The 24,799-nt window shown below is 62.9% G+C and carries 22 protein-coding genes; 8 read left to right on the top strand and 14 right to left on the bottom strand.

Annotated features, from left to right (window positions below; all coding sequences use genetic code 11):
* Nucleotides 1-236 precede the first annotated feature (236 nt).
* Together RS897_RS11445 and RS897_RS11440 are read left to right on the top strand one after the other, a co-directional pair.
* A complete protein-coding gene (locus tag RS897_RS11445; RefSeq protein WP_315836666.1) occupies nucleotides 237-878 on the top strand; it encodes a carbonic anhydrase in 642 nt (213 codons plus the stop codon).
* A 107-nt stretch (nucleotides 879-985) separates the two neighbouring features.
* Complete coding sequence (locus RS897_RS11440; RefSeq protein WP_315836665.1) at nucleotides 986-1,237, top strand: hypothetical protein; 252 nt, start codon at nucleotides 986-988, stop codon at nucleotides 1,235-1,237.
* Between the two features lie 179 nt (nucleotides 1,238-1,416).
* Here the strand turns inward: RS897_RS11440 and RS897_RS11435 are convergent, their stop codons facing one another.
* Nucleotides 1,417-2,451: an aspartate-semialdehyde dehydrogenase gene (locus RS897_RS11435; RefSeq protein ID WP_315836664.1), complete on the bottom strand. Its 1,035-nt coding sequence runs from the start codon at nucleotides 2,449-2,451 to the stop codon at nucleotides 1,417-1,419.
* 187 nt (nucleotides 2,452-2,638) lie between these two features.
* Between RS897_RS11435 and RS897_RS11430 the strand changes: the two genes are divergently transcribed.
* Both RS897_RS11430 and RS897_RS11425 read left to right on the top strand, forming a co-directional pair.
* Entirely contained in the window at nucleotides 2,639-3,196 is a 558-nt protein-coding gene (locus tag RS897_RS11430) for a hypothetical protein (protein WP_315836663.1), read from the top strand.
* Nucleotides 3,197-3,389: 193 nt separating this feature from the next.
* Nucleotides 3,390-3,764, top strand: a complete 375-nt coding sequence (locus tag RS897_RS11425) for a hypothetical protein (protein WP_315836662.1) — start codon at nucleotides 3,390-3,392, stop codon at nucleotides 3,762-3,764.
* 87 nt (nucleotides 3,765-3,851) lie between these two features.
* Here the strand turns inward: RS897_RS11425 and leuB are convergent, their stop codons facing one another.
* Entirely contained in the window at nucleotides 3,852-4,967 is a 1,116-nt protein-coding gene (gene leuB / locus RS897_RS11420; RefSeq protein ID WP_315838598.1) for a 3-isopropylmalate dehydrogenase, read from the bottom strand.
* Between the two features lie 154 nt (nucleotides 4,968-5,121).
* On the opposite strand from leuB, the gene RS897_RS11415 reads away from it, so the two are divergent.
* Nucleotides 5,122-6,318 (top strand): YbfB/YjiJ family MFS transporter, encoded by a 1,197-nt coding sequence (locus RS897_RS11415; RefSeq protein WP_315836661.1) that lies wholly within the window; start codon nucleotides 5,122-5,124, stop codon nucleotides 6,316-6,318.
* 15 nt (nucleotides 6,319-6,333) lie between these two features.
* On the opposite strand, the gene RS897_RS11410 is transcribed toward RS897_RS11415, so the two are convergent.
* The 12 genes from RS897_RS11410 to RS897_RS11355 all read right to left on the bottom strand — a co-directional run bounded on the left by RS897_RS11410 (nucleotide 6,334) and on the right by RS897_RS11355 (nucleotide 21,837).
* Nucleotides 6,334-9,543 (bottom strand): multidrug efflux RND transporter permease subunit, encoded by a 3,210-nt coding sequence (locus tag RS897_RS11410; RefSeq protein ID WP_315836660.1) that lies wholly within the window; start codon nucleotides 9,541-9,543, stop codon nucleotides 6,334-6,336.
* Between the two features lie 281 nt (nucleotides 9,544-9,824).
* Entirely contained in the window at nucleotides 9,825-11,042 is a 1,218-nt protein-coding gene (locus RS897_RS11405; protein WP_315836659.1) for an efflux RND transporter periplasmic adaptor subunit, read from the bottom strand.
* A gap of 350 nt (nucleotides 11,043-11,392) precedes the next feature.
* Nucleotides 11,393-11,902, bottom strand: coding sequence for a superoxide dismutase family protein (locus tag RS897_RS11400; RefSeq protein WP_315836658.1), 510 nt, complete (start codon nucleotides 11,900-11,902; stop codon nucleotides 11,393-11,395).
* A gap of 141 nt (nucleotides 11,903-12,043) precedes the next feature.
* Nucleotides 12,044-12,823, bottom strand: coding sequence for a molybdopterin-dependent oxidoreductase (locus tag RS897_RS11395; RefSeq protein WP_315836657.1), 780 nt, complete (start codon nucleotides 12,821-12,823; stop codon nucleotides 12,044-12,046).
* A gap of 10 nt (nucleotides 12,824-12,833) precedes the next feature.
* The gene (locus RS897_RS11390; protein ID WP_315836656.1) at nucleotides 12,834-13,481 is read right to left on the bottom strand and encodes a cytochrome b/b6 domain-containing protein; all 648 of its coding nucleotides are present in this window, start codon (nucleotides 13,479-13,481) and stop codon (nucleotides 12,834-12,836) included.
* Between the two features lie 261 nt (nucleotides 13,482-13,742).
* Nucleotides 13,743-14,321: a fasciclin domain-containing protein gene (locus RS897_RS11385; protein WP_315836655.1), complete on the bottom strand. Its 579-nt coding sequence runs from the start codon at nucleotides 14,319-14,321 to the stop codon at nucleotides 13,743-13,745.
* A 319-nt stretch (nucleotides 14,322-14,640) separates the two neighbouring features.
* Entirely contained in the window at nucleotides 14,641-15,444 is an 804-nt protein-coding gene (gene phnX, locus RS897_RS11380) for a phosphonoacetaldehyde hydrolase (protein WP_315836654.1), read from the bottom strand.
* A complete protein-coding gene (locus RS897_RS11375; protein ID WP_315836653.1) occupies nucleotides 15,441-16,595 on the bottom strand; it encodes a TIGR03364 family FAD-dependent oxidoreductase in 1,155 nt (384 codons plus the stop codon). The genes phnX and RS897_RS11375 overlap by 4 nt, the downstream gene beginning before the upstream one ends.
* Before the next feature lie 26 nt (nucleotides 16,596-16,621).
* On the bottom strand, nucleotides 16,622-18,646 hold the full coding sequence (locus RS897_RS11370; RefSeq protein WP_315836652.1) for a putative 2-aminoethylphosphonate ABC transporter permease subunit: 2,025 nt from the start codon (nucleotides 18,644-18,646) through the stop codon (nucleotides 16,622-16,624).
* Nucleotide 18,647: 1 nt separating this feature from the next.
* Nucleotides 18,648-19,736 carry a putative 2-aminoethylphosphonate ABC transporter ATP-binding protein gene (locus RS897_RS11365; RefSeq protein WP_315836651.1) on the bottom strand — a complete coding sequence of 363 codons (1,089 nt, stop codon included), beginning with the start codon at nucleotides 19,734-19,736 and terminating at the stop codon, nucleotides 18,648-18,650.
* Between the two features lie 75 nt (nucleotides 19,737-19,811).
* The gene (locus tag RS897_RS11360; protein WP_315836650.1) at nucleotides 19,812-20,831 is read right to left on the bottom strand and encodes a putative 2-aminoethylphosphonate ABC transporter substrate-binding protein; all 1,020 of its coding nucleotides are present in this window, start codon (nucleotides 20,829-20,831) and stop codon (nucleotides 19,812-19,814) included.
* 109 nt (nucleotides 20,832-20,940) lie between these two features.
* Nucleotides 20,941-21,837: a LysR family transcriptional regulator gene (locus RS897_RS11355; RefSeq protein WP_315836649.1), complete on the bottom strand. Its 897-nt coding sequence runs from the start codon at nucleotides 21,835-21,837 to the stop codon at nucleotides 20,941-20,943.
* 220 nt (nucleotides 21,838-22,057) lie between these two features.
* Between RS897_RS11355 and RS897_RS11350 the strand changes: the two genes are divergently transcribed.
* The 3 genes from RS897_RS11350 to sdhD all read left to right on the top strand — a co-directional run bounded on the left by RS897_RS11350 (nucleotide 22,058) and on the right by sdhD (nucleotide 24,796).
* Nucleotides 22,058-23,572: a malonate--CoA ligase gene (locus RS897_RS11350; protein WP_315836648.1), complete on the top strand. Its 1,515-nt coding sequence runs from the start codon at nucleotides 22,058-22,060 to the stop codon at nucleotides 23,570-23,572.
* Nucleotides 23,573-23,996: 424 nt separating this feature from the next.
* On the top strand, nucleotides 23,997-24,392 hold the full coding sequence (gene sdhC, locus RS897_RS11345) for a succinate dehydrogenase, cytochrome b556 subunit (RefSeq protein WP_315836647.1): 396 nt from the start codon (nucleotides 23,997-23,999) through the stop codon (nucleotides 24,390-24,392).
* The gene (sdhD, locus tag RS897_RS11340) at nucleotides 24,389-24,796 is read left to right on the top strand and encodes a succinate dehydrogenase, hydrophobic membrane anchor protein (RefSeq protein WP_315836646.1); all 408 of its coding nucleotides are present in this window, start codon (nucleotides 24,389-24,391) and stop codon (nucleotides 24,794-24,796) included. Before sdhC ends, sdhD begins: the two co-directional genes overlap by 4 nt.
* Nucleotides 24,797-24,799 lie beyond the last annotated feature (3 nt).

Here is a 24,799-nt window from a genome sequence, read left to right as displayed (position 1 = left end):
TCAAGGCTTCCGGCGGAAGACTTGTTCGGGCCGAGCGCATATGATTAGCCATCCTCGTGTGGGGGTCAGAAATTCCCCCAACCTTGCAACTGGCTCATCAGGGGAATTTCTGACCCAAAACCACACGAGAATCATGATTGCTAGTGTCCTCTCGAATTCGAAGTTCGCTGAAGAGCGTGCTGCCAGGTTTGGCGAACTTTGAATTCGGGGACACTAGACCAACCACGGGATCACGCATGACCACGTTTCCGCAAGACCTCGTCGCCGGCTACCGGACGTTCGCAACCCAGCGCCTGCCCACCGAGCAGTCGCGCTACCGCGAACTGTCGGAGCGCGGCCAGTCGCCGGAAGTGATGGTGATCGGCTGCTGCGACAGCCGGGTGTCGCCGGAGGTGATCTTCGACGCCGGCCCGGGCGAACTGTTCGTGGTGCGCAACGTCGCCAACCTGGTGCCGCCCTACGCCCCGGACGGTGCCGCCCATGGCGTCTCCGCCGCGCTGGAGTTCGCGGTGCAGGTGCTCCGCGTCAAGCACATCGTGGTGCTCGGGCACGCCCAGTGCGGTGGCATCAAAGCCCTGGTGCAGGACGCAGCCCCGCTGTCGCCCGGCGACTTCATCGGCAAATGGATGTCCCTGCTCGAGCCGACGCTGGAGCAGAACGCGCGCCGCTCCAACGAAGACTTTCAGGACTTCATCACCCGGCTGGAGAAGAAGGCGGTCTCCACCAGCCTGCAGAACCTGATGACGTTTCCCTGCGTCCAGATCCTGGCCGAGCGTGGCAAGCTGCATCTCCATGGCGCCTATTTCGGCGTAGCCCGCGGATCGCTTTCGGTGCTGGACCAGGCGACCGGCGAATTCGTCAGTGTCGCTGCGGCGTAACCGCGCGGACGAGCCCACGCTGGTCACGGTTGCGCGATTGTGATGGGCGTTCACATCGCTGCCCGCCCATATAGAACGCGATGTTCACGACTCCGCGGAGATTGCCGATGTCGATTTCAAATCCGGGTCCCACCACATTAGCGGCGATCGCAATTGCTCTCAGCCTGATCAATCCGGCTCTTGCAGCCACCAAGCGAAGCGCCGTCCACAGCGGCCCGCCACCATTCTGCATCGCCCGAGGCGGCGGCGGCGAAGGCGGCGGCGGCACGCGCACCGACTGCCGGTTTTACGATTATCAAACCTGCCAGCAGGCCGCGGCCGCCGGTGGCAACTGCGTGCAGAACATCGACGCGAAGTAGCGCGCCTAGAGCCTTTCCCGTTTCGATAGAATCGAAACGGGGCTCTAGATTTTTGATTTGACGCGTTTTCTTCACGCGAACCGGTATCCACTTCGCTCGAAAACGCTCTAAAAACAAAATGCCCTCGAGGTCACTCGAGGGCATCGTGTTGATGGATCAGTTGACGTCAGAAGGCTGGATCAGGCCGCCTTTTTCTTGGCGCTGATCAACTTGCGGTTGATCAGGCATTCGGCGATCTGGATCGCATTGAGCGCCGCGCCCTTGCGCAGGTTGTCCGACACGCACCAGAACGACAGGCCGTTCTCAACCGTCGCATCCTCGCGGATGCGGCTGATGTAGGTGGCGTCTTCTCCTGCCGCCTCATACGGCGTGACGTAGCCGCCCGGCTCGCGCTTGTCGATGACGAGACAGCCAGGCGCGGTCCGCAGGATATTGCGGGCTTCATCCGCGCTGATCGGATTCTCGAACTCGACGTTGACCGCTTCGGAATGGCCGACGAACACCGGCACGCGTACGCAAGTGGCGGTGAGCTTGATCTTCGGATCGAGGATCTTTTTCGTCTCCATCATCATCTTCCACTCTTCCTTCGTGTAGCCGTCTTCCATGAAGACGTCGATCTCGGGAATGACGTTGAAGGCGATGCGCTTGGGGAATTTCTTGGTGACGATCTCCTCGGTGGTGTAGACGGCCTTGGTCTGCGAGAACAGTTCGTCCATCGCATCCTTGCCGGCACCCGACACCGATTGATAGGTCGCGACCACGACGCGCGTGATCTTGGCCTTGTCATGCAGCGGCTTCAGCGCCACCACGAGCTGCGCGGTCGAGCAGTTCGGATTGGCGATGATGTTCTTCTTGCTGAAGCCCGCCACCGCATCCGCATTCACTTCCGGCACGATCAGCGGAACGTCCGGATCCATGCGAAACGCCGACGAATTGTCGATCACGATGGCGCCGGCGGCGCCGATCTTCGGCGACCATTCCTTCGACACGCTGCCGCCCGCCGACATCAGGCAGATGTCGACGTCGCTGAAATCGTAATTCTCGAGGGCTTTGACTTTGAGGGTTTTGTCGCCGTAGGACACTTCCACGCCCTGGCTGCGCCGGGACGCGAGGGCAACCACCTCGTCGGCCGGGAAGCTTCGTTCGGACAGGATGTCGAGCATCTCCCGGCCCACATTGCCGGTCGCGCCCACCACAGCAACCTTGTAACCCATCGTTCACTCTCCGCTCAAAAATGCTCCGGCACCCGCACTGCGGATAACGGAAGCGTGGGCGCTTCTATGCGAAAAACGCCCAAAATACAACGCTTCCGCAGCCAAACCCGGGAATTCCGGCACGTCCTGATCGCAAACAGCATCGTTTGCATCACCGCACCGACCACCGAGAGCATCCCCTGCAGCTATGCCGCCGACCTCGTCCGATCAAGCATCCCAGAGACACGGCGGCGTCCACCCGCTGCTGCGCAGCTTTGCCCAGGAGACCCGCGCACTGCTGCTCCGGCTGCTGGCGTATCTCTGCATCCCGATTGCGCTGGTGTTGATCGCCATGGAGCTGTGGTCCGCCAGTCAATCTAACCTGACCGAACTCATTGATTCGGCTACAAAAACAATCTCCTCTAAAGAATCCGCGAGGGCCGAAGCCCCATTAAAACAAGCCTCCGATGGCATCCCGAACGGCGACCGAACACCAACCACGGACACCACATCCGATCGAGCGGCCAATCAGCAGACCCCACCTGTGGCAGCGCCCGCGCCGGCCCCACGGGATCAGATGCGCCGCCAGCGACTGCTGGAACCGACGAAGAGCCGTACCGACGTGTCCTGCCAAGACAAGGAGCAGGGCAAGGCGAAAGGCCTCGCCAAGACCGAAGCCAAGGCCGAGCGCGGCCGCTGTGACAGAGCCGCGGCTGCGGACGGGATCGACACAGAGGGCGCTCCGCGGCTGCGCGGCCGCATCTAGATCGTGAAGCAAGGCCGGCTTTGTAAAAGCCGCATGACCACCCATATCCATTGGACCTGAGCTAAAGGCCTGCCTTTGATGAAATATTTCGTCACGGGTGATGATTATTGTAAGCAGGTGTTGCCCGATTCACCTTGTGGCTCCCTTGCCCGCCCGGCTAAAATGGGACGACATTCGGATTCCCGATGAGGACATGATGACTTTGAAATTCCTGAGCCCGTCCCTCTTGAGTATTGGTGTTGCCGCAGCCGTTCTCATGACGGCCTTCGCAACCCACGAGGCGGATGCGGCCCCGAAACGGCGCGCTTATGCGTCGAAATCATCGGTCAACGCCTCTTATCAGGCCGGCCCACGCACCCGCATCTATGTCAGCAAGCGGTCCTGGCTCGATGCCGGCACCGAAGTGCTGCCGGGCGAGCGCAAGTTCACCGACTATGCGACCGGCGGCCCTGGCCGTTTCGAGAACCTCGACCGGTTGAATTCGCACATGGATTTCCGCCGCTCACCGCTGAGCACGCCGGCCGATGTCGGCGGTTATCCGACCGGGTTCCCGTTCTACCCGGATTGAGCGGTTCATCTATCCCAACGAAAAATGCCCGGCTCACCGCCGGGCATTTTTTATGGAATCTTTTATTCCCCGCGGTGAGCCTGCCGATCAGGCGTGCAGCGCCTGCAGCTCATTCACGATCGCTTCGCCCATCTGTGCCGTGCTGACCACGGTCGAACCTTCGGACTTGATGTCGCCGGTGCGCAGCCCCTTGGCCAACACCGCCGCGATGGCTTCGTCGAGCTTGTCGGCAAGGGTGCCGAGGTCGAGCGAATAGCGCAGCGCCATGCCGAACGATGCCAGCATCGCGATCGGATTGGCCGCGCCCTGGCCGGCGATATCGGGCGCCGAGCCATGCACCGGCTCGTACAGCGCCTTGCGCTTGCCGGTCTTGGCATCGGTCTCGCCGAGCGACGCCGACGACAGCATGCCGATCGACCCCGTCAGCATCGCCGCGATATCCGACAGCATGTCGCCGAACAGGTTGTCAGTGACGATGACGTCGAACTGCTTGGGTGCCTTCACCAGCTGCATGCCGCCGGAATCCGCGAGCTGGTGCTCGAGCTGCACGTCCTTGTATTCGCGGCCATGCACCTGCGTCACCACCTCGTTCCAGAGCACGCCGGACTTCATGACGTTGCGCTTTTCCATCGAGGTGACTTTGTTGCGGCGCTTGCGCGCGAGATCGAACGCGACTCGGGCGATGCGCTCGATTTCATAGGTGTCGTAGACCTGGGTATCGATGGCGCGCTTCTGGCCGTTGCCGAGATCGGTGATGGTCTTGGGCTCGCCGAAATACACGCCACCGGTGAGCTCGCGCACGATCATGATGTCGAGGCCTTCCACCACCTCGCGGCGCAGGCTGGAGGATTCCGCCAGTGCCGGATAGCAGATCGCCGGCCGCAGATTGGCGAACAGCGCGAGGTCCTTGCGCAGCCGCAGCAGCCCGGCTTCGGGCCGCACGTCATAGGGCACGCTGTCCCACTTCGGACCGCCGACCGCTCCGAAGATCACGGCGTCGGCGGCCTGCGCCAGTGCCATGGTCTTGTCGGTGATCGACACCTTGTCCGCATCATAGCTGGCGCCGCCCACCAGGCCGCTTTCGGTCTCGAACTTGGCAATGCCCTTTGCATTCAGCCAGTCGATCAGACGTTTCACCTCGGCCATCACCTCAGGGCCGATACCGTCACCGGGCAGGAGCAGCAGCTTATGGGTCGTCGCCATATTTATCGACATTGGGGGTCGCCTTTACCGATACCAAAGGATGAGATGGCCACGTGCTAGAGTGCCATTGCGGGATTTGCAAGACACCAATTCCGGGCGCCCGGCTTGCGGAACAGGGCCGGCGCTGTCCAAATGGGGGCCCGCCGGAGCTTCGATGGTTCACATCCCCGACAAGACGCCACCAGCCTATGCACACCCCGCACGCCTGATCCTCATTCTGGCCCTGTCGCCGGCGATCGGGCTCGGCATCGGCCGTTTTGCCTATTCGCTGGTGCTCCCGGATATGCGCGACAGCCTCGGCTGGTCATATTCGGCCGCCGGCTTCATGAACACCATGAACGCGATTGGCTATCTCGCCGGCGCGTTGGGCGCGGCCAGCTTCGTGCGCCGCGCCGGCCTGTTTGCCGCAGCCTGGATCGGGGCCGTGATCTGCGTGATCTCGCTGGCGATGTGCGCGGCCACCGGCAACTTCACAGTGCTGAGCCTGGCGCGGTTCCTCGCCGGCGCGGGCGCTGCGATTTCCTTCGTCGGCGGCGGCGCGCTCGGGGCCACCATCGCGCAGTCGCAGCCCGCGCGCGCTTCGTTGCTGCTCAGCCTGTTCTACACCGGCCCCGCACTCGGTATCGTGCTGTCGGGGCTGATCGCGCCGTTCCTGCTGCAGGCTCTTGGCCCGGGCTCCTGGTGGACGGTGTGGGCGGTGCTCGCCGCCATCTCCGCGCTGATGACCGCCGTGCTGATGCTCAACCCGATCGCCAGCGCACCGCTGCCGGCGCACGCCAGCGCGATCCGGATTCCGCTGACGCCCGTGCTGGCCTATCTCGTCGGCTACTTCTGTTTCGGCGCCGGCTATATCGCCTACATGACCTTCATGATCGCCTATGTGCGCGACGCCGGGGGCAGTCCGCTGGCGCAATCGGCGTTCTGGTGCCTGATCGGCAGTGGCGCATTCGCTTCGCCCTGGGTCTGGCGCAGACTGATGGCGCGTGGCGCCAGCGGCATGAGCACGGGGATCCTGATCGGCATCACAATGGTCGGCGCGGTGCTGCCGCTGCTGAGGCATTCGCCGCTGATGCTGGTGGCCTCGGCGCTCGTGTTCGGCAACGCCTTCTTTGCGGTGGTCACCTCCACCACCGCCTTCGTACGGTTCAACTATCCGCCGGACGCGTGGCCGAAAGCGATCGCGGTGATGACCATTGCCTTCAGCCTGGGCCAGACACTGGGTCCGATCGTTACCGGCGCCATCAGCGATGCCATGGGCAGCCTCGGCACCGCGCTGAACATCTCCGCGCTGACACTTGCCATCGGCGCGATTGCCAGCGCGTTTCAGCGCAAGTTGCCGCAGCCCGCGTGACCGGAACGCGGAGGGCTACTCTGCGGACTCCGCACGCGGCGCATGATCCGTGCTGGACCTGCCAAAGCGCAGCCGCTGCCACCAGGGGCGGCGCTTCGTGCCGGTGGTGTCGTCGCCCGCGGCATCGCCGCGCTCGGAGCGGCTGAAGAACTTCTGCACCGCCACGAAAAACACCGGCACCATCAACAGCGCCAGCACCACCACCGCGATCATGCCGCCCATCACACCGGTGCCGAGCGCCTGCTGGCTCTTGGCGCCGGCACCGCTGGCGATCACCATCGGCAGCACACCGCAGACGAAGGCCAAACCGGTCATTAGGATCGGGCGGAAACGCAGATGGCAGGCCTCCATGGTCGCCTCCAGCAACGGCTTGCCTTGCGCGCGCAAATCCTTGGCGAACTCGATGATCAGAATAGCATCCTTCGCGGCTAGTCCGATGATCGTCACGAGGCCAACCGTGAAGTAGACGTCGTTGGGCAGACCGCGCGTCATGGCGGCGATGACGGCGCCGCAGATGCCGAGCGGAACGGTCATCAGCACCGCGATCGGGATCGTCCAGCTTTCATAGAGCGCGGCCAGGCACAGGAACACCACCAGGGCCGACAATCCCAGCAGGAACGGCGCCTGCGATCCCGACAGCTTCTCCTGCAGCGACTGCCCCGTCCACTCGAAGCCGAAGCCGCGCGGCAGCTGCGCCGCCAGCTTCTCCATCTCGGCAATGGCGTCGCCCGAGGTAAAGCCGGGACGCGCCGAGCCGCTGATACGCACCGCCGGGTAATAGTTGAAGCCGATAATCTGGGTCGGCCCCACCGCCCATTTGACGGTGGCGAAGGAGGAGAACGGCACCAGTTCGCCGCGGCTGTTCTTGACGTTGTAGGCCAGGATGTCGTTCGGATTCATCCGGCTGATGCCGTCGACCTGCACGATCACCCGCTGCATGCGGCCGCGGTTGGGGAAGTCGTTGACATAGTTCGAGCCGAGGTTGGTCGAGATCGTGCTGTTGATATCGGCAAACGTCACGCCGAGCGCGCCCGCCTGCTCACGATCGATCAGCAACTGCACCTGCGGTGCTTCGGGCAGGCCTTCGGCATAGACGTCCTGCAGAATGCGGCTGCGCTTCGCCGCCGCAAGCAATTCGTCCTTCGCTTTCATCAGCGCGTCGTAGCCCTTCTGGCCGCGGTCCTGCAGGCGGAAGCTGAAACCGCTGGAATTTCCGAGGTTGTCGATCGGCGGCGGCTGCAACGCCGAGATCTTGGCGTCGCGGATCGAGGACAGCGACTTGTTGACGTCATCGACGATGGCAGCCGCGGACTCCTTCGGCCCACGCTCGGACCAGTTCTTCAGGGTGACGAACGCCTGCGCGGTATTCATGCCCTGGCCGAGGAAGCTGAACCCGGTCAGGAAGGTCACGTTTTCGATACCCGCACGGGTCTTGAGATAAGCTTCGACCTTCTCGACCGCGCCCTCGGTGCGATTAAACGACGATTCCGGCGGCGTCTGCACGTCGACCGTCATAAAGCCCTGATCGTCGATCGGCAGGAAGCCGCCGGGCAGGCGGATGAAGGCGAAGGTGAGACCGGCAAGCAGCGCCAGATAGATCAGCAACAGTCGGCCGGTGCGGCGGATCGACCAGCCGACGACGCGGCCATAACCATCTTTCACCTGATCGAGCCGGGTGTTGAACCAGCCGAACACACCCTTGCGGGCATGGCCATGCCCGGCCTCGACTGGCTTGAGCAGGGTCGCGCACAGCGCCGGCGTCAGCGTCAGCGCCATCAGCGCCGAGAAGGCGATGGCGGCGACGATGGTGACCGAGAACTGCTTGTAGATGATGCCGACCGATCCCGGAAAGAACGCCATCGGCACGAGCACCGCAATCAGCACCAAGGTGATACCGATGATCGCGCTGGTGATCTGGGTCATCGCCTTGCGCGTCGCCTCGCGCGGCGACAGGCCTTCCTCGGCCATGATGCGCTCGACGTTCTCCACCACCACGATGGCGTCATCGACCAGGATGCCGATCGCCAGCACCATGCCGAACATGGTGAGCATGTTGATGGAATAGCCGAACAGGAACAGCGTGAAGCAGGTGCCGAGCAGCGCCACCGGAACGACGATGGTGGGGATCAGTGTATAGCGGAAGTTCTGCAGGAACAGGAACATCACGACAAAGACGAGGGCGACCGCCTCGACCAGGGTCTCAAGAACCTTGGTGATCGACGCCTTGACCACCGGCGTGATGTTGTAGGGAATGTCGTAGGTGATGGTGGACGGAAAGAACTTCGACAGCTCCCTCATCTTGGCTTCCACCGCGCTCGCGGTGGCCAGCGCATTGCCGGTCGGCGACAGCAGCACGGAGAGACCGGCGCTGGACTTGCCATCCTGGCGGGTGGTGAACTGATAACCCAGACCGCCGACTTCGATGCGCGCGACGTCGCGCAGCCGCACGGTCGAACCGTCCGGATTGGCGCGCAGCACGATAGCGCCGAACTCCTCGGTGGACGCAAGCTGTCCCTTCACCAGCACCAGTGCGGAAATCTGCTGATCCTTGGGACTGGGCTCCGCGCCGATGCTGCCCGAAGCGACCTGTGCGTTCTGCGCGGTGATCGCCCTGGTCACATCGTCGGCGGTCAGATTGAAGCCCACCAGCTTGGCGGGATCGATCCAGACCCGCAGCGAGCGTTCGGTCGAATACAGCGTGGCGCGGCCGACGCCGGGAATACGGCGGATTTCGCCGACCACGTTGCGGATCATGAAATCGCCGAGACCGACCTCGTCGAGGCTTCCGTCGGTCGACTGCAGCGTGACGATCTGCAGCACCGCGCTGGAGGCTTCCTCGACCAGGATGCCTTGCTGGATCACGGCGCGGGGAAGCCGCGCTTCGACGCGCTTGATGCGGTTCTGCACTTCGACCGAGGCAAGGCTGGAGTCGGTGCCCGGCACGAAGTTGGCGATAATCTCGACCTGCCCCAGCGAATCGCTGGTGGATTCAAAATTCAGGATGCCGGAGGCGCCATTGAGCTCCTCTTCGATCAGCCGCGTGGTGCTGTTGTAGAGCTCTTCCGGCGACGCGCCGGGATAACTGGTCGAAATCGAAATCGACGGTGGCGCGATGATCGGATACTGCGCGATCGCCAGGAACGGAATCGAAATCGCGCCGAGCAAGCAAATGAAGAGCGCGACCACCCAGGCGAAGATCGGGCGGTCGATGAAAAACGCTGGCATTGGTTTACGTCCCTGTATGTCGCATCGTCCCCACTCCGTCATTGCCGGGCTCGACCCGGCAATCCAGCTTTCTTCTGCAAAACAACGGCAAAGATCGGGTCTAAGCTGGATCACCGGGTCAACCCGGTGATGACGCTGAATGTGGCGAGCTGCCTTCAGCTATTCTTTAAGTCAGACTCCGAGCAGCAGCTTTGGCTACCTCTCGGCAAATGAGACCATATGGTTCGAGACGGCGCTATCGCGCCTCCTCACCATGAGGAGACACTCAGTCCGATCTCTCGTCAGCGCACCGCCGGCTGAGTCTGCTTGGCCGCGGCGGATTGATCGCGGGCTGCCGCACCGTCGACCGCCTGCGCGTCGTTCCATGCGCTGGGCCTGACGACGTCGCCCACGGCGAATTTCTGGAAACCCTCGACCACGACGCGCTGGCCGGGTTCCAGGCCTTCAGTGATCAGCCATTGGCCGTCGACCAGGTTTCCGGTGCGGACCGGTTGCGCAACAATGCGATTGTCGTCCTTCACCAGGTAGACTTCGCTGGCCCCCGAGCTGTTCCGCTGGATCGCCTGCGGCGGCACGCTGAGAGCATCCGGATCACGGCCCTGTTCGATCAGCACGCGGACATACAGGCCGGGCAGCAGCTCCTGCTTTGGATTCCTGAATTCGCCGCGCAGTGTGACCTGCCCGGTGTTGGCGTCGACCTTGGCATCGGAGAACAGCAGCTTGCCATTTTCCGGATAGACCGATCCGTCGTCCAGCACGAGGCGGACCTTGGCCGCGTCCGGCGCAACGCGATCGAGATCGCCGCGCTCGAAATCCCGGCGCAGCCGGTTCATTTCACTGATCGACTGGGTGAAGTCCGCATAAACCGAATCGAGCTGCTGGATGGTGGCGAGGCTGCTGGCTTCATTCTGCACCACCAGCGCGCCTTCGCTCAGCAGCGCCGCACCGATGACGCCGCTGATCGGCGCGCGGATGGTGGCGTAGCCGAGATTGAGCCGCGCGCGCGCGACATCCGCCTGGCGCGCGGCGATATCGGCCTCGGCCTGACGCAGCGAAGCGATCGCGGTCTCGTTCGAGGCTTGCGACGCGGCCTGGCCGCTGGCGAGAATGCCGACACGCCGGGCGTGCTGCCCCGCCTGTTCCTTCACCGCTTCGGCTTTTGCCAATGCGGCTTCGGTCGCCTGCAGTTCCACTTCGAACGGCTTCGGATCGATCTGATAGAGCGCATCGCCGGCTTTGACGCGGCTGCCTTGCTGGAACGAGCGCGCTACGATGATTCCGGACACCCGCGGCCTGACCTCGGCGACCCGCAGCGGCGCGATGCGCCCCGGCAATTCGCGAACGATCGCGCGCGGCGACGGCTTGACCGTAACGACGCTGACCTCCGGCGGCTCGGGAGGCGACGCGGACGCCACGCTCTGCTCGTTGCAACCGGAGAGAAGCACCGCCGCGCCGAACACCAGCAGCATCGACGGAACCACGTGTAAGCGCCCTAACATTCCAGGTCCTTCTTGAAGCCTTCAGATGAGATGATTGAGAGATCGCAGACGGAATCAAACGCGATTGATTCTGAAGATCTGTTCATTGGCCAACATGAGCCGCATCCTTTTGCATCGCAACATCAGCGCCCGGCGACCTGTTGTCGCGTCGGCGTAACGCATGGAGCGGAAAGAGTTTTTGAAGCCGTGAGAGCGCTCACGATTACGTTAGATCGCGATCGGAGCAAGTTTCCTGACAACAAGTCGGGCCCAGGAAAAGCAACGTCCGCCACCCGGAATTTATTCCGGAGGCGGACGCGGTATCCAACAGCCCCCGGAACCGGACCGGGCGAGCGGTATCCAAAGACTGGTTATTCGACCACGGCGCAGGCGATGCGACCGCCGGCATTGCCGGTGGGGTCGGTCTTGTAATCGTCCGCTGCGGCATGGATCACGAACGCGGTCCCTTCGGGCTTGTAGAGCGAGTTCGGCTTGCCCTTTTCGAGGGTCACACCGGTATTGACCACCTCGACCGCGACTTCGCCGGACGCCGGGACGATCAGGTTCGGCATATCGCCGGCGTGATGGCCCTCAGTCGACATCATGCCGTGCTTCTTGTTGCCGGGATTGAAGTGACCACCGGCCGTGGTGAACGGCGGCTCGCACTTTCCCACTGCGTGGACGTGAAACGCGTGTTCGCCGGGCGGCAGGCCCTTGACGGCAAGCTTCACCAGCACGCCGTCGGACACCTGCGTCAAATCGATGCTGCCGACGGTGGCGCCATCCGCGTTCTTGACGGCAGCCTTCGCCGTCTGGGCGACGGCGCAGTTGGTGGCGAGTGCGACAAAAGCGACGGCGGTGAGCAAAGCGCGAACGATCATCATGACCTCATGGCTTGATTGGCGATGGGATAAACTAGCACGTCCTGCGAAAAGACACGCCACAACGGCATACCTTGTAAGGTGTGAAAGGCATACCTCGAGGCTCCACAATCGGCGGAGGCCGTCAGTCGGATGCCGCCACTAGCTGCCGCTGAAGGCATTGTAGCCCTGGTCTTCCCAGTAGCCGCCCCGGTAGTCGTTGGTGATATCCATGCCGATGACGTATTTCGGATTCTTGAACCCGAGTTTGGTCGGGACCCGGATCTTCATCGGATAACCGTAAGCTTTGGGCAGGATCTCGTCGCCGAACTTGAAGGTCATCTGGGTCTGCGAATGCAGCGCGGTCGGCATGTCGAGTGTGCTGGTGTAACCCTCGGCGCAGCGGAACCAGCAATATTTGGCCGTGGTGTCGGCGCCGACAAGCTTGAGAAAGTCGCGCAGCGGCGTGCCGGTCCAGCTTCCAATCGCGCTCCATCCCTCCACGCAGATGTGGCGGGTGACCTGCTTGACCTGCGGCAGCGCGTGCAGCTCCTTCAGCGTCCAGGCCTTCTTGTTCTCGACCAGGCCCGTGACCTCGAACCTGTACTCCTCGCCGTCGACCTCGGGAGCTTCGTCCAGCGAATAATACGCATTGAACGGAAACGGCTTGGTGATCGCGCTGTCGGGAAATGTCGGCGCCAGCGTGTTGGGGTTGAACAGTGCCGCCTGCACCGAGTCGTTGAATTTCGAAATGTGGGTCAACAGATTGTCTGCGGAAAAACTATCCGAGACGTCGCAACCGGTCAGCAGCGTCAGCGCGCCGAAACTCGCGCCGCCGGCGATGAAACGCCGCCGCGTCACGTCGGGCATCAGCTTGACCGCGTCCTTGACCAGCAACTGCTTGTCGACACCGGGGATGATCAATTCGCGAAGTTTTCTCATGAAACGATCCTCAGCGACCGATAATCATGGTGCGCAGGCTCTTCGGCACGATCAGCGCGAGAGCGACGTGAATGACCAGAAAGCCGACGATCGCCGCCATACAGACGAAGTGCACGTAGCGCGCGACATCGTAACCACCGAACAGCGCAGTCAGCCATTGCAGTTGCACCGGCTTCCAAATCGAGAGACCGGACAGCACGATGACGATGCCGACAATGATGATGCCGGCATACAGCAGCTTCTGCACCTGATTGTACTTGGTCAGGTCATCATGGGAGAGCTTGCCGGTGAACGCCGCCCTGGTGTCGGCGACCACGCCGGATGGTGACAGCGGCAGTAGCTTCTTGCGAAAGCGCCCGGTGAGCAGCCCGACGGTCAGGTACACCAGGCCGTTGACCATCAACAACCACATCGCTGCGAAATGCCACAGCAGGCCACCGCCGAGCCAGCCGCCAAGCGTGATCGAGGGCGAGAAGGTGAAATTGAACAAAGGCGAGGCGTTGTAGATCTGCCAGCCGGACATAATCATCAGGATCATCGCGACCGCGTTGATCCAGTGCACGATCCGCACCCAGCCGGGCTGAATCACCTTTGACTTGGTTGGAATCTTGGCTGGGGCGTCGGACACATGATCGTGATCGGCTGTGACACTGGACATGGGCGGTTCCGTGGAATGCGGTTCGACTATCTCTTGCTACGCAATAAACTAACACTCGTTACACGGGTTAAATTTCCCGCTACTTCGAATTTATCAGTTTTCCGTGAGCTTGGGACTCTCGCATTCAGACCGGTCGCGGTATCGACGTCCGGACATCTCAAGGTATGAAAGATCGGGGCTAAAAAAAAGCGAGCCGGGTTACCCCGGCTCGCTGCTCGCACTATGGGGATCGGTTTTGGGGACTGTCCGTCGTGAACACCCTCAGCCCGGCAGCAGCACGGTATCGACCACGTGGATCACGCCGTTCGACTGCAGCACGTCGGGAATCGTCACCATCGAGGTGCCGCCCTTGGCATCGGTGACCGACAGCTTGCCGGCGGACGGCTGCTTGATGGTCAGCTCATCGCCCTCGACCGTCTTGTACTTGGCCATGCCGCCGCCGTCCTTGACCGCCTTCATCAGCGCGGCCGCGGTCAGGCGCCCCGGCACCACGTGATAGGTCAGAACCGCTGTCAGCTTCGGCTTGTTCTCGGGCTTCAGCAGGGTGTCGACGGTGCCTGCGGGCAGCTTGGTGAATGCTGCGTTGGTCGGCGCGAACACCGTGAAGGGACCGGCGCCCGAGAGGGTATCGACCAGGCCGGCGGCTTTCACCGCGGCGACCAGCGTGGTGTGATCCTTCGAATTGACCGCGTTCTGGACAATGTTCTTGGACGGATACATCGGCGCGCCGCCGACATTCACGGTTTTCTCACTCGACATCTTGTCCTGCGCGCCGGCCGGCGCCGAGATCATCAGCGCTCCGATTGCAACGGCCGACAGCAAGCTTGCGTACTTCGACATGCGACATCTCCCGACTGGATTTTGCGGCGGACCATCCGCCCGCGATCAAGGTCTCAACGACAGCGAGCTTGGAAGCCCCGGTGAAACCCAGGGCTTGAACCCAGGGCTTGAAACCCAAGAGCTGTTGGCTGTCGTTGCTCGATCTACGGAGGCGCCGGACAGGCGGTTTCGGGATATATTTTTCGCGCATTTTGAAACTTTTTGCCGGGCGGCGGGTTCTGCGCGTGCGCCTGTCGGGAACCCGCAGCCACGCGCACTGCATCACCGCAGCATGCCATGCTCCGGCGCGCTCCCTGTTTGCGCGGCTTGACCGTTGCGCTTACGGCCGCTCTCCGGCGGCGAGCCGGCGTTCGATGTCGTCGATCACCGGCATCAGGTCGGCCACGGTGTCGATCAGATAATGGGCGCCATGGGCGCGCAGCGCCGCGGCCGCACGCTGCCGCACCTGCTCCAGCGCGTCGGGAGACAATTCAGCGATCTCCTTCGGCGTGAGGCCGGCTTCGTTGCCGCTGAGGGTCACACCGACCGTCCAGCAACCGGCGGCCACGCCTTCGTCGATGCCGACGCCGGTGTCGTCCACCTTGACCACCGCGGACCCGGGCCAGACCCCGAGATCGAGAAAACATTTGTACATGTTCATCGGTGTCGGCCGCCCCTCGGGCAGGTCGCCGGCGCAGACCAGATTGTCCGCTTCATAATCCTGCGCCTTCGCCAGCGGTAGCAGGCGCTCCATGATGGAGCGGGTGTAACCGGTGGTGGAGCCGATCTTCAGGCCACGGGCGCGCAACGCCTTGGCGACCTCGGCGGTGCCAGGCACCAGCTCGGCATAGCGATGCACCACCTCTTCGTTCATCGGCACGAACACCTTGTACACCGCATCGACATCGGCAGATGTCGGTGGCGCACCGTGGCGGGCCGCCCAGGCGTCGCGAATCCGGGGCAACTGCAACATGGCGTTGATGTGATCCCATTTCGGCAAGCCCATTGGGCCGCGCGCCTCAGGGATCGTCACCTCGATGCCGAAGCGATGGAACGCCTCGACAAAAACCCCCATCGGGGCGAACGAGCCGAAATCGATCACCGTGCCCGCCCAGTCGAAAACCGCCGCCTTGAGTTTGGTCATCCCGCCACCCGCTTCATCACTGATTCTGAACCATAGAGATCGTCGATCACCTGTTCGCCGAGCGCGAACCCTGTCGATGCGCCGGTGCCGCCGGTCACCAAAACGATCCGGATGTGATCCTCCGGCCGATCGACCAGCACCGTGTGCTCGTGCGACGAGGCATAGGTCCCGATCCAGCGGCGCGACACCGTCCGCTCCGGCAGGTCGAACACCCGGTCGAACTCGTCGAGAATCAGCTGATCGAAACGTTCGCTGGCAAACGGCTGCTGGGCGTCGCCATAGACATGGCTGTCGCCAACCACGAGCGATCCGTCCGCGGATTGCACCGCAATCAGGTGGACGCCCGCCGCGCGGCTTTCCGCCTGCTCGCTATCCAGCCGTTTGGCCAGCGCGTCGGCTTCCGGCAGCGCCGCGAACCCTTCGTAACGGGCGAGGCTCATGTCGGACATCACGGCCGCGCGGAACGGCGTGGTGCGACCGGGCGCAACGCGCAGCATCTGCAAGGTGCAGACACGCAAATTGTGGGCGGCAATGCGCTCGGGGTAGAGCGTCGAGAAATCGTCGCCCGGACAAACCGCAACCGCGTCCGCATGCACCGGCCCGCGGCTGGTTTCGATGCGGTGGCCATCGATGGCGCGAACCGCGGTTCGCCAGCGAATCTCAACGCCGTGCTTGTGGGTGAGCCAGGCTGCAAGCCTCGGCAGCGCGTCCGCGGATTCGACCCGCAACTCATGCGGACTGTAGAGGATCGACTGCACCGGTTCGATCCGCAGCGACGGTACCATATCAGCGGCTTCCGCATGGGTGATCAGACGGCAGTCCCGCCCCATCGGGGTCTTCAGGAAGGCCTCCAGCACCGTCGCCGCTTCGTCGCGCCGTGCCGGCATGAGCAGGCCGCGATGATGAACTGCAATCCCGGCCTCATTGACGATCTCGGCCCAGATGTCGCGGCTGCGCATCGCGCGCGCCCAGTGATCGCCGGCGCGCTGGCCACTGACGGTCACAAAACCGAAATTGCGGATCGACGCGCCGATGGCCTGCGGATTGCGCTCCAGCACAACCACGCGCTTGCCCTGCCGCGCCGCCGCCAGCGCCACCCCGAGCCCGACAATGCCGGCACCCACCACCGCAAGATCATATCCGTCAGTCATGACTCACTTTCCATTTCGAGCAATCGTTAGCGCTTGCGCCACTTCTGGCCACGCTCGACCATCATCCCCACCAGCCAGGTGTGGGCGACCCGCACCGCGACGTTGGTGTAGAAAATCATCATGCCCATCGCCGCGGCCGGTGCGATATCGCCGGCATCGTCCATGTTGAGCACGGCGATCGAGGCCAGCGTGGTCGACGGGCTGTAGAGGAACACCACCGCCGACACCGTAGTCATGGCGTTGACGAACAGATAGATCCAGATCTCGGCGATCGAGGGGAAACAGACCGGCGCGCTCACCCGCCCCAACGTCCGCCAGAACGGCTGCTTCAGCGACATCGACACCGACTCGAACTCGCCGTCCATCTGCTTCAGCGCGGTGGAGGCGGTGAGATGCGGCACGGTGTAGAGATGGCTGACCGTGCACACCACCAGGATGGCCATGGTGCCGTAGATCACATGCAGCGGATTGGACGGATTGTTGAAAAAGAAGATGTAGGCAAGGCCCAGCACCATGCCGGGCACCGCCATCGGCACCATTGCCAGCAGGTGCGTGATCAGCCGGCCGACCTCGAAGCCACGGGTCTTTTCCATCAGATAGGCGCCGAGGAAGATCAGCACCGCGCCGATGGTCGCGACCAGCACCGCGAGCTGCAATGAATTCCAGTAGGATTTCCAGCCGCCACCGTCCATGCGGTTGAAATCGAAATGCCGCAGGCTGGGCGTGAGGTCATAAGGCCAGAACTTGGCGATGGCTGCGATCTGGCAGGTGGCGAGCACAGCCAGGATGAACACCGAGATCATGGCGCAGGCGGCGAAGAACGCGCGGTCCCGCGCCGGATCCAGCTTCGGCTCGTAAGGCACGGCGCGCGCGGTCAACAACGCGACCTGTTTGCGGCTGACGACACGGTCGAGCGCAAAGGCGAACACCGCGGGCACCAGCAGGATCATCGAGACCACCGCGCCCATCTGGAAATTCTGCTGGCCGATGACCTGCTTGTAGATATCCAGCGCCAGCATCTGGAAATCGCCACCGACCACCTTGGGCACGCCGAAATCGGTTACCACCAGGGTGAACACCACGAACGTCGCGGAGATCAGGCCATAACGCGCGCCGGGCAGGGTGACGGTGCGGAAGATGCGCCATGGCGACGCCCGCAGCACCTCGGCGGCCTCATACAGGCGCTGGTCGGCCGCCCCCAGTGCCACGATCATGATGACCAGCGCGTGCGGCAAGGTGAAGAAGATGCTGGCGAGCACGATGCCGAGCGGCCCGTAGATCGAGGCGCCGAACAACAGCGGCGTCAGCACGCCCTGCTTGCCGAACAGATAGATCAACCCGATCGCGGGCAACAAAGATGGGATCAGCACCGGCACCGACGCGATCAGGCGGAACGTCCCCTTGCCGCGCATGTTGGTGCGGGTCAGGCCATACGCGAAGATGAAGGCGATCGGCGTGACGATCGCCGACACCAAGAGCGCGATGCCAACCGAATTGAGGATCGACTGCCGCAGCGACGGCGTTCCGAAATAATGCCGGAAATTGTCGATGCCGTAGGCCATCGCCGGGCGGATCTGCACCTGTCCGAATGCGCTTGCCGGGACCTCCCACCAGTCGCCGGACCGAACGGCGGCACTGTCGACCATCAGCAGGTTGCTGCTCGCCGACAGGTCGCGCAGACGCATCGCGCTGACGCCCCGGCGATCGCCGCGCGAGATGATCTTGCTCGGCAGCTCGCGGGTTCGCTCGCTCGCGCGCAGTCCGCCATTGACGATGTAATTCGACCGCGCGGCCCAATCGGCCAGCGTGGCGCGCTCGCCCCAGCGGCCGTCGCGCTGGAATTCCACCTCGACCTGGTCGAGCCGGAACGAAAAGGTCTGGAACGCCTTCATCCCGACCATGCCGAGCGGTATCAGCAGCGCGCACACCAGGTACAGGATGACCCATCCCAGCAGGCCGCGCTGCAATGCCTCGTCCTGAGACAGCCTCGGCCGCACCCGGACCGGCGCGTCGATGCCAGCTGCGCCCGACGCGATGGTGACATCCGCCATGTCACGCCTCCAGCGGATAGACGCGAAGCCGGTCGGCGGGCAGCACGATCGGCAGTTGCTGTCCCTGGCTGACGCCGAGATTGCGCACCAGATTCATGGCGATATCGGCGCGCAATGTGGTGTCGGCGAGATCGCCGCCGGTCATCCGGGCGCGCAGGAACGAGCCGAGGAATTCGCTTTCAAGCAGGGTGGCCTGCACCCGGTTCGGCTGGCTGGCCGTGACGTCCTGGATGATGATGTCCTCGGGGCGGATCGCCGCGACGACTTCGCGCCGCTTGATGGCGCTGGTGTCGGCCTGGAAGCTGGCCTTGCCGATCCGGATCTGGTTGTCGCCGATCACTTCGCCCGGCATGAAATTCATCTCGCCGACGAAATCGGCGACAAAGGCGCTGGCCGGCCGGGCATAGATACCCTCCGGCGTTCCGATCTGTTCGATCCGGCCCTTGTTCATCACCACAATGCGATCGGCCATGGTCAGCGCCTCCTGCTGATCATGGGTCACCATGATGGTGGTGACGCCGAGATTGCGCTGCAGATCCTTCATCTCCTTGCGCAGATGATTGCGCACTTTGGCATCGAGCGCCGACAGCGGCTCGTCGAGCAGGATGAGGCTGGGTTCTGTGGCGAGCGCACGCGCCAGCGCCACCCGCTGCTGCTGGCCGCCGGACAGCTGCGCCGGATGCTTGCCGCCCTGATCGGGCAGACCGACCAGCGCCAGAAGTGTCGCCACCCGCTTGGCGATATCGGCGCGCGGCATGCCGCGCCCCTGCAGCCCGTAGGCGACATTGTGCGCCACCGTCAGATTGGGAAACAGTGCATAGGACTGGAACACGATGCCGAAATCGCGCTGCGACGGCGGCAGTCCGGAGACGTCCTTGCCATTCATGAAGATGCGGCCTTCCGACTGGATGTCGAGGCCGGCGATGGCCCGCAGCAGCGTGGTCTTGCCGCAGCCGGACGGGCCGAGAAAGCAGATGAACTCGCCCTTCCTGATGTCGAGCGAAACATCGTTCAGCGCCAGAAAATTCGAGAAACGCTTGGTCACGTGCTCGATCGCCACGTGCGGCTGCGGGCTCACCGACTTGTCCATCGAAACACCTGCGGTTCTGGAGGGAAAGGTAAACCGCCGCGCGCCGCTCTCGCGGCGCGGGCACATGCCGATGAGCTAGCCTTTCGGCTCGCTCTTGTTGTCATAGCGCTTGCTCCACTCATGGAGGATGCGCTCGCGATTGGCCGCGGCCCATTCGAAGTCGTTGGGAATCATCCGGGCGGCGACGTTGTCGGGAAAATTCTCGACCGGCTTGGCAATGCCGGGAACCGCGACAATGCCGTAGCCGACATTGTACATCGCCATGGCTTCGTCACTGACGGTGAAGTCGAGCAGCGCCTTGGCAGCGGCGAGATTGTCGGTACCGGCGATGATGCCGGCCGCTTCCGCCTCCCAGCCAATGCCCTCCTCGGGAACGACGACTTCGATCGGTGCGCCGGCAGACTTTTCCTTGGCGCCCCGAAAATCGAACGAGATACCGATCACGGCTTCGCCGCGCGCGGCGTCCTTGCAGGGCTTCGAACCGGAGTGGGAATATGCGGCAATGTTCTGGTGCAGGGCATCCATATAGGCCCAGCCCTTCTCCTCGCCGAACATCTGCAGCCAGGCGGTGACGTCGAGGAAGCCGGTGCCGGACGACGCGGGATTAGGCATCGTCACCTTGCCCTTGTAGGCCGGCTTGGTCAGATCGGCCCAACTTTTCGGCATCGGCGCACCCGACTTCTTCAGCTCGACGGTGTTGACGCACAACGCCGCAGCCCAGGCATCAAGGCCGACCCAGCTCGGCGGATTGGATTTGTCACGGAAGCGCGCCTCGAGGCGCTCGGATTTTTTCGGCGCATAGGCCTCGAGCATGGCTTCGCTTTTCAGCAGAAGCAGCGAGCTCGCGGCCAGCCCCCACACCACGTCGGCGCGCGGGTTATCTTTTTCCGCCAGCAGCTTGGCGGTGACCACGCCAGTGGAATCGCGCACCCAGTTCAGCTTGATGCCGGGATTGGCCCGCTCGAACGTCTCCTTGTAGCGCTGCAGATCCTGCGCCTCGAACGCGGTGTAGACCGTGAGCGTCGTGTCGGCCCTGACCGGACTGCCGGCGATCGCAGCGGCGATCAACACAAGACCAAAGCCGTATCTCTTCATTTGCTATGCCCTCCGACCTCAAACACGTCTGCAAGAGCTAGGCCAATTATATGACAATCAAATGAAAATGGCTAAATTATAGATTCCACCTATGAATACATAGCCCCCGTCAGGGCATCGCGCCGCCCTCAGCCGATCCCTGCTCCATGGCGATGTCAAAAAACGCACTCACCGCGGCGTGCTCACGGCAATCGGGCAACGTGATCAGATAATGTCCGATGGCAAGCTCGGGCCCGACGACGGGCGCGACGTCGATATACTCGTCGGAACGCACTTCGCCTTCGATCGATATCGCAAGCCCGACACCAGCGGCCGCGGCCGCATAGGCGACATCCAGCGTCGCCACCTCCAGAACCGGCTTCAAGCGAACCCCTTGTTTGCTGGCCGCTTCCTCAAGAACCACGCGCGTTCCCGACGCGCTGTTCCAAAGCACCATGTCCTGGCCGTCGAGATCGGACAGCTTCAACCGGCCCTTCTTCAACAGCCGGTGCCCTTTGGCGCCATAGATGGCAACGCGGGAGCTGCGCAGCTTGACCGAGGCGAAACGATGGTCCGGAGCCGCTTGCGACACCGAGGCGACATCGAGTTCACCCCGCAGCACCGAGGCCGTGAGTTCCAGCGACGGTCCCCCGCGCGTCTGCAGATGCAGGGTCGGATATTTGCGAACAAAGGCGGTCAAGGTCGGCATGATCAAGCGGTGCGCACTGAAACCGACCGAAAGCAGCCCGCCTTTCAAGGCAGACGTGTCGGTGATGCTCCGATCCACCTCATCGATGCATTTCAAGGCCACCCGGATTTTTGCGATCATCTCGCTCGCGCCGGGCGCCAGGCGGATGGTATGCCCGTCGCGGACGAAGATCCGGGTTCGGCAGAGCTCCTCGAATGCCTGAATTTGGGTCGATACCGTGGGCTGGCTAACGCCCAGATCTTCCGCCGCACGCGAAAACCTGCCGGTCCGGGCAAGGGCCTCCACGGCTCTCATCTGAGCAATCGTTGCAGACGCCATGCACAACACTCCGGGGCAGCATTGGAACCGATGTCATATGCTCCGCATGACATCGGCACAACCAATGACGCCGGCATACGGAAAGGCGCGCGCCGCAGGGCCGCGATGCGGCTTATCCGCACCGCACCCACCAACTTGATCTTGCTGGCCAAATGCGCGAATAAAAATCGAACACTCCGTCCACGCCATCGGACACCATCAACCAGAGCTTTCGGCCGCCATGAATGCAAACCTGTTTTCGCGCCTGTTCGACGATGTCAGGGATTTGAGCCGCCTGGCGATTGAAACCGCCGACGGAGGGCGCATCAGCTATGGCGACCTGATCGAGCGGTCCGGCCGTACCGCGAATTACCTGATCTCGCGCGGCGTCAAGCCTGGCGACCGGGTCGCGGTGCAGGTGGAGAAGTCGGTCCAGGCACTGGTGCTGTATCTCGCCACGGTGCGCTCCGGTGCGGTGTTCCTGCCGCTCAACACGGCCTACACCCTGAATGAGATTGCGTATTTCGTCGGTGACGCCGAGCCATCGCTGATCGTCTGCGACCCGGCCAAGGTCGACGGCATCACCACTCTCGCCGATGGCATCGGCGCCAAGGTCGATACGCTTGATCCGGCCGGCCATGGCAGCATCGCCGACGGCGCGGCGGGCCGCCAACCCGAATTCGCTACTGTGGCGCGCGCCGGCGACGATCTCGCCGCCATTCTCTACACCTCCGGCACCACCGGCCGCTCCAAGGGCGCGATGCTCAGCCATGACAATCTGGTGTCGAATTCGCAAACCCTGGTGAACTTCTGGCGCTTCACCGACAAGGACGTGCTGATCCACGCTCTGCCGATCTACCACACCCACGGCTTGTTCGTAGCGAGCAACGTGACATTGTTCGCGCGCGCCTCGATGATCTTCCTCAGCAAGTTCGATCCCAACCAGGTAATCGACCTGATGACGCGAGCAACGGTGATGATGGGCGTGCCGACCTTCTATACGCGGCTGCTGCAAAGCCCGCGGTTGACGCGCGATGCGACCAAGAACATGCGGCTGTTCATCTCCGGCTCGGCGCCGCTGCTCGCCGACACCCATCGCGAATGGTCCGCAAAAACCGGCCACGCCGTGCTCGAACGCTACGGCATGACCGAAACCAACATGAACACCTCGAACCCCTATGACGGCGACCGGGTGCCCGGCGCGGTCGGCCTGCCGCTGCCCGGCGTGTCGGTGCGGGTCACCGATCCGGAAAACGGCACGGAGCTGGCCCGCGACACCATCGGCATGATCGAGGTCAGGGGGCCGAACGTGTTCAAGGGTTACTGGCGGATGCCGGAAAAGACCAAGTCCGAGTTCCGCGATGATGGCTTCTTCATCACCGGCGATCTCGGCAAGATCGACGACAAGGGCTACGTCCACATTCTCGGGCGCGGCAAGGATCTGGTGATCTCCGGCGGGTTCAACGTGTATCCGAAGGAGGTCGAAAGCGAGATCGACGCGGTTCCGGGCGTGATCGAGAGCGCGGTGATTGGCGTCGCCCACGCCGATTTCGGCGAAGGCGTCACCGCCGTGGTGGTGGCCGACAAGGCGGCAGCGCTGAGCGAAGATACCATTATCCATGCGCTCGACGGCCGGCTGGCCAAGTTCAAGATGCCCAAGCGGGTGATTTTCGTCGACGATCTGCCGCGCAACACCATGGGCAAGGTGCAGAAGAACGTGCTGCGCGACACCTACGCCAATCTCTACACCAAGTAGGCCGCAGTCAGCGGGGCGGGTTAGCCCTACGCGCCATCCAAGCCGCTCAAGCCTTCGGATTGTCCGAAGGCTGGTTGCGTATCCTCCGCATTGTGCGCGCCGCCATGCGGGACCAAAATGCGCAGTGTCGTTATCGCACCTCGGACAACGCTCCACTTCGCGGCATGCGAACGGCAGTGTCACGAGATGAATCATGCTTCACAACACAAGCGTCATTGCTTTGCGCTATCGCCGGAATTTGCTGGTATACCAGCAAAATGCAAGCTATGAACTCGCGTTCGCGGCATCATCATTTCTGCGTTGCGCTCAATCCAGTGACTCCGTAAATAGAATTGCTCTATCCAGCCGCCCAGCGCCGTCGGCCCACCCGATATCATCACCCGCCTTTGGACCTGCGCGCGGCCTGCAACTCAAAAAGACATCGATGACAGTCCAAACAAACCGTCCGCTTTCGCCGTTCCTGACGTACCGCTGGACGCTGACGATGGCGCTGTCCATCGTTCATCGCATCACCGGTATCGCGCTCTATGTCGGCACCCTGCTGATGGCCTGGTGGCTGATTGCCACCGCGTCCGGTCCGACCGCCTATGCCAACATCCAAGGCTTCACCCAGAGCTGGATCGGCCGTCTCATTCTGTTCGGCTACACTTGGGCACTGCTGCATCACATGCTGGGCGGCCTGCGGCATTTCGTGTGGGACCTGGGCTACGGTTTCGGCCCGACGGAGCGCGAATGGCTCACCCGCGCGGTGCTGATCGGCTCGATTTCATTGACCCTTCTGGTGTGGGTCGTCGCCTATGCAGTGGGAGGCGGCCGATGAGCCAGGCTGGAAAATCCACCGTCAAATCGATCCGCACCCCGATCGCGCGCGTGCGCGGGCTTGGCGCCGCACATTCCGGCACCTCCGACTTCTGGCGCCAGCGCCTGACCGCGCTCGCGTTGCTGCTGCTGTTCATCCCGGTGGTCGTCATCATCATGACGCTGCTCGGGCGCAATCATGCCGCTGCAGCACAGATCCTGGGCTCGCCGCTGATCGCGATCATCATGATGCTGTTCATCGTCGCCAGCTGCTGGCACATGAAAATCGGGATGCAGGTGGTGATCGAGGACTACGTGCACGACGAGAAGCTCAAGCTGCTCTCGGTGATCGCCAACAATTTCTTCTCGATCGCGGTTGGACTTGCCTCGATCTACGCCATCATCAAACTTTCATCTGGAGTGTAGCGC

The sequence above is a fragment of the Bradyrhizobium prioriisuperbiae genome (assembly GCF_032397745.1).
In the GTDB taxonomy this organism is placed as follows: domain Bacteria; phylum Pseudomonadota; class Alphaproteobacteria; order Rhizobiales; family Xanthobacteraceae; genus Bradyrhizobium_A; species Bradyrhizobium_A prioriisuperbiae.
This window is presented reverse-complemented; position numbering and strand designations above follow the sequence as displayed.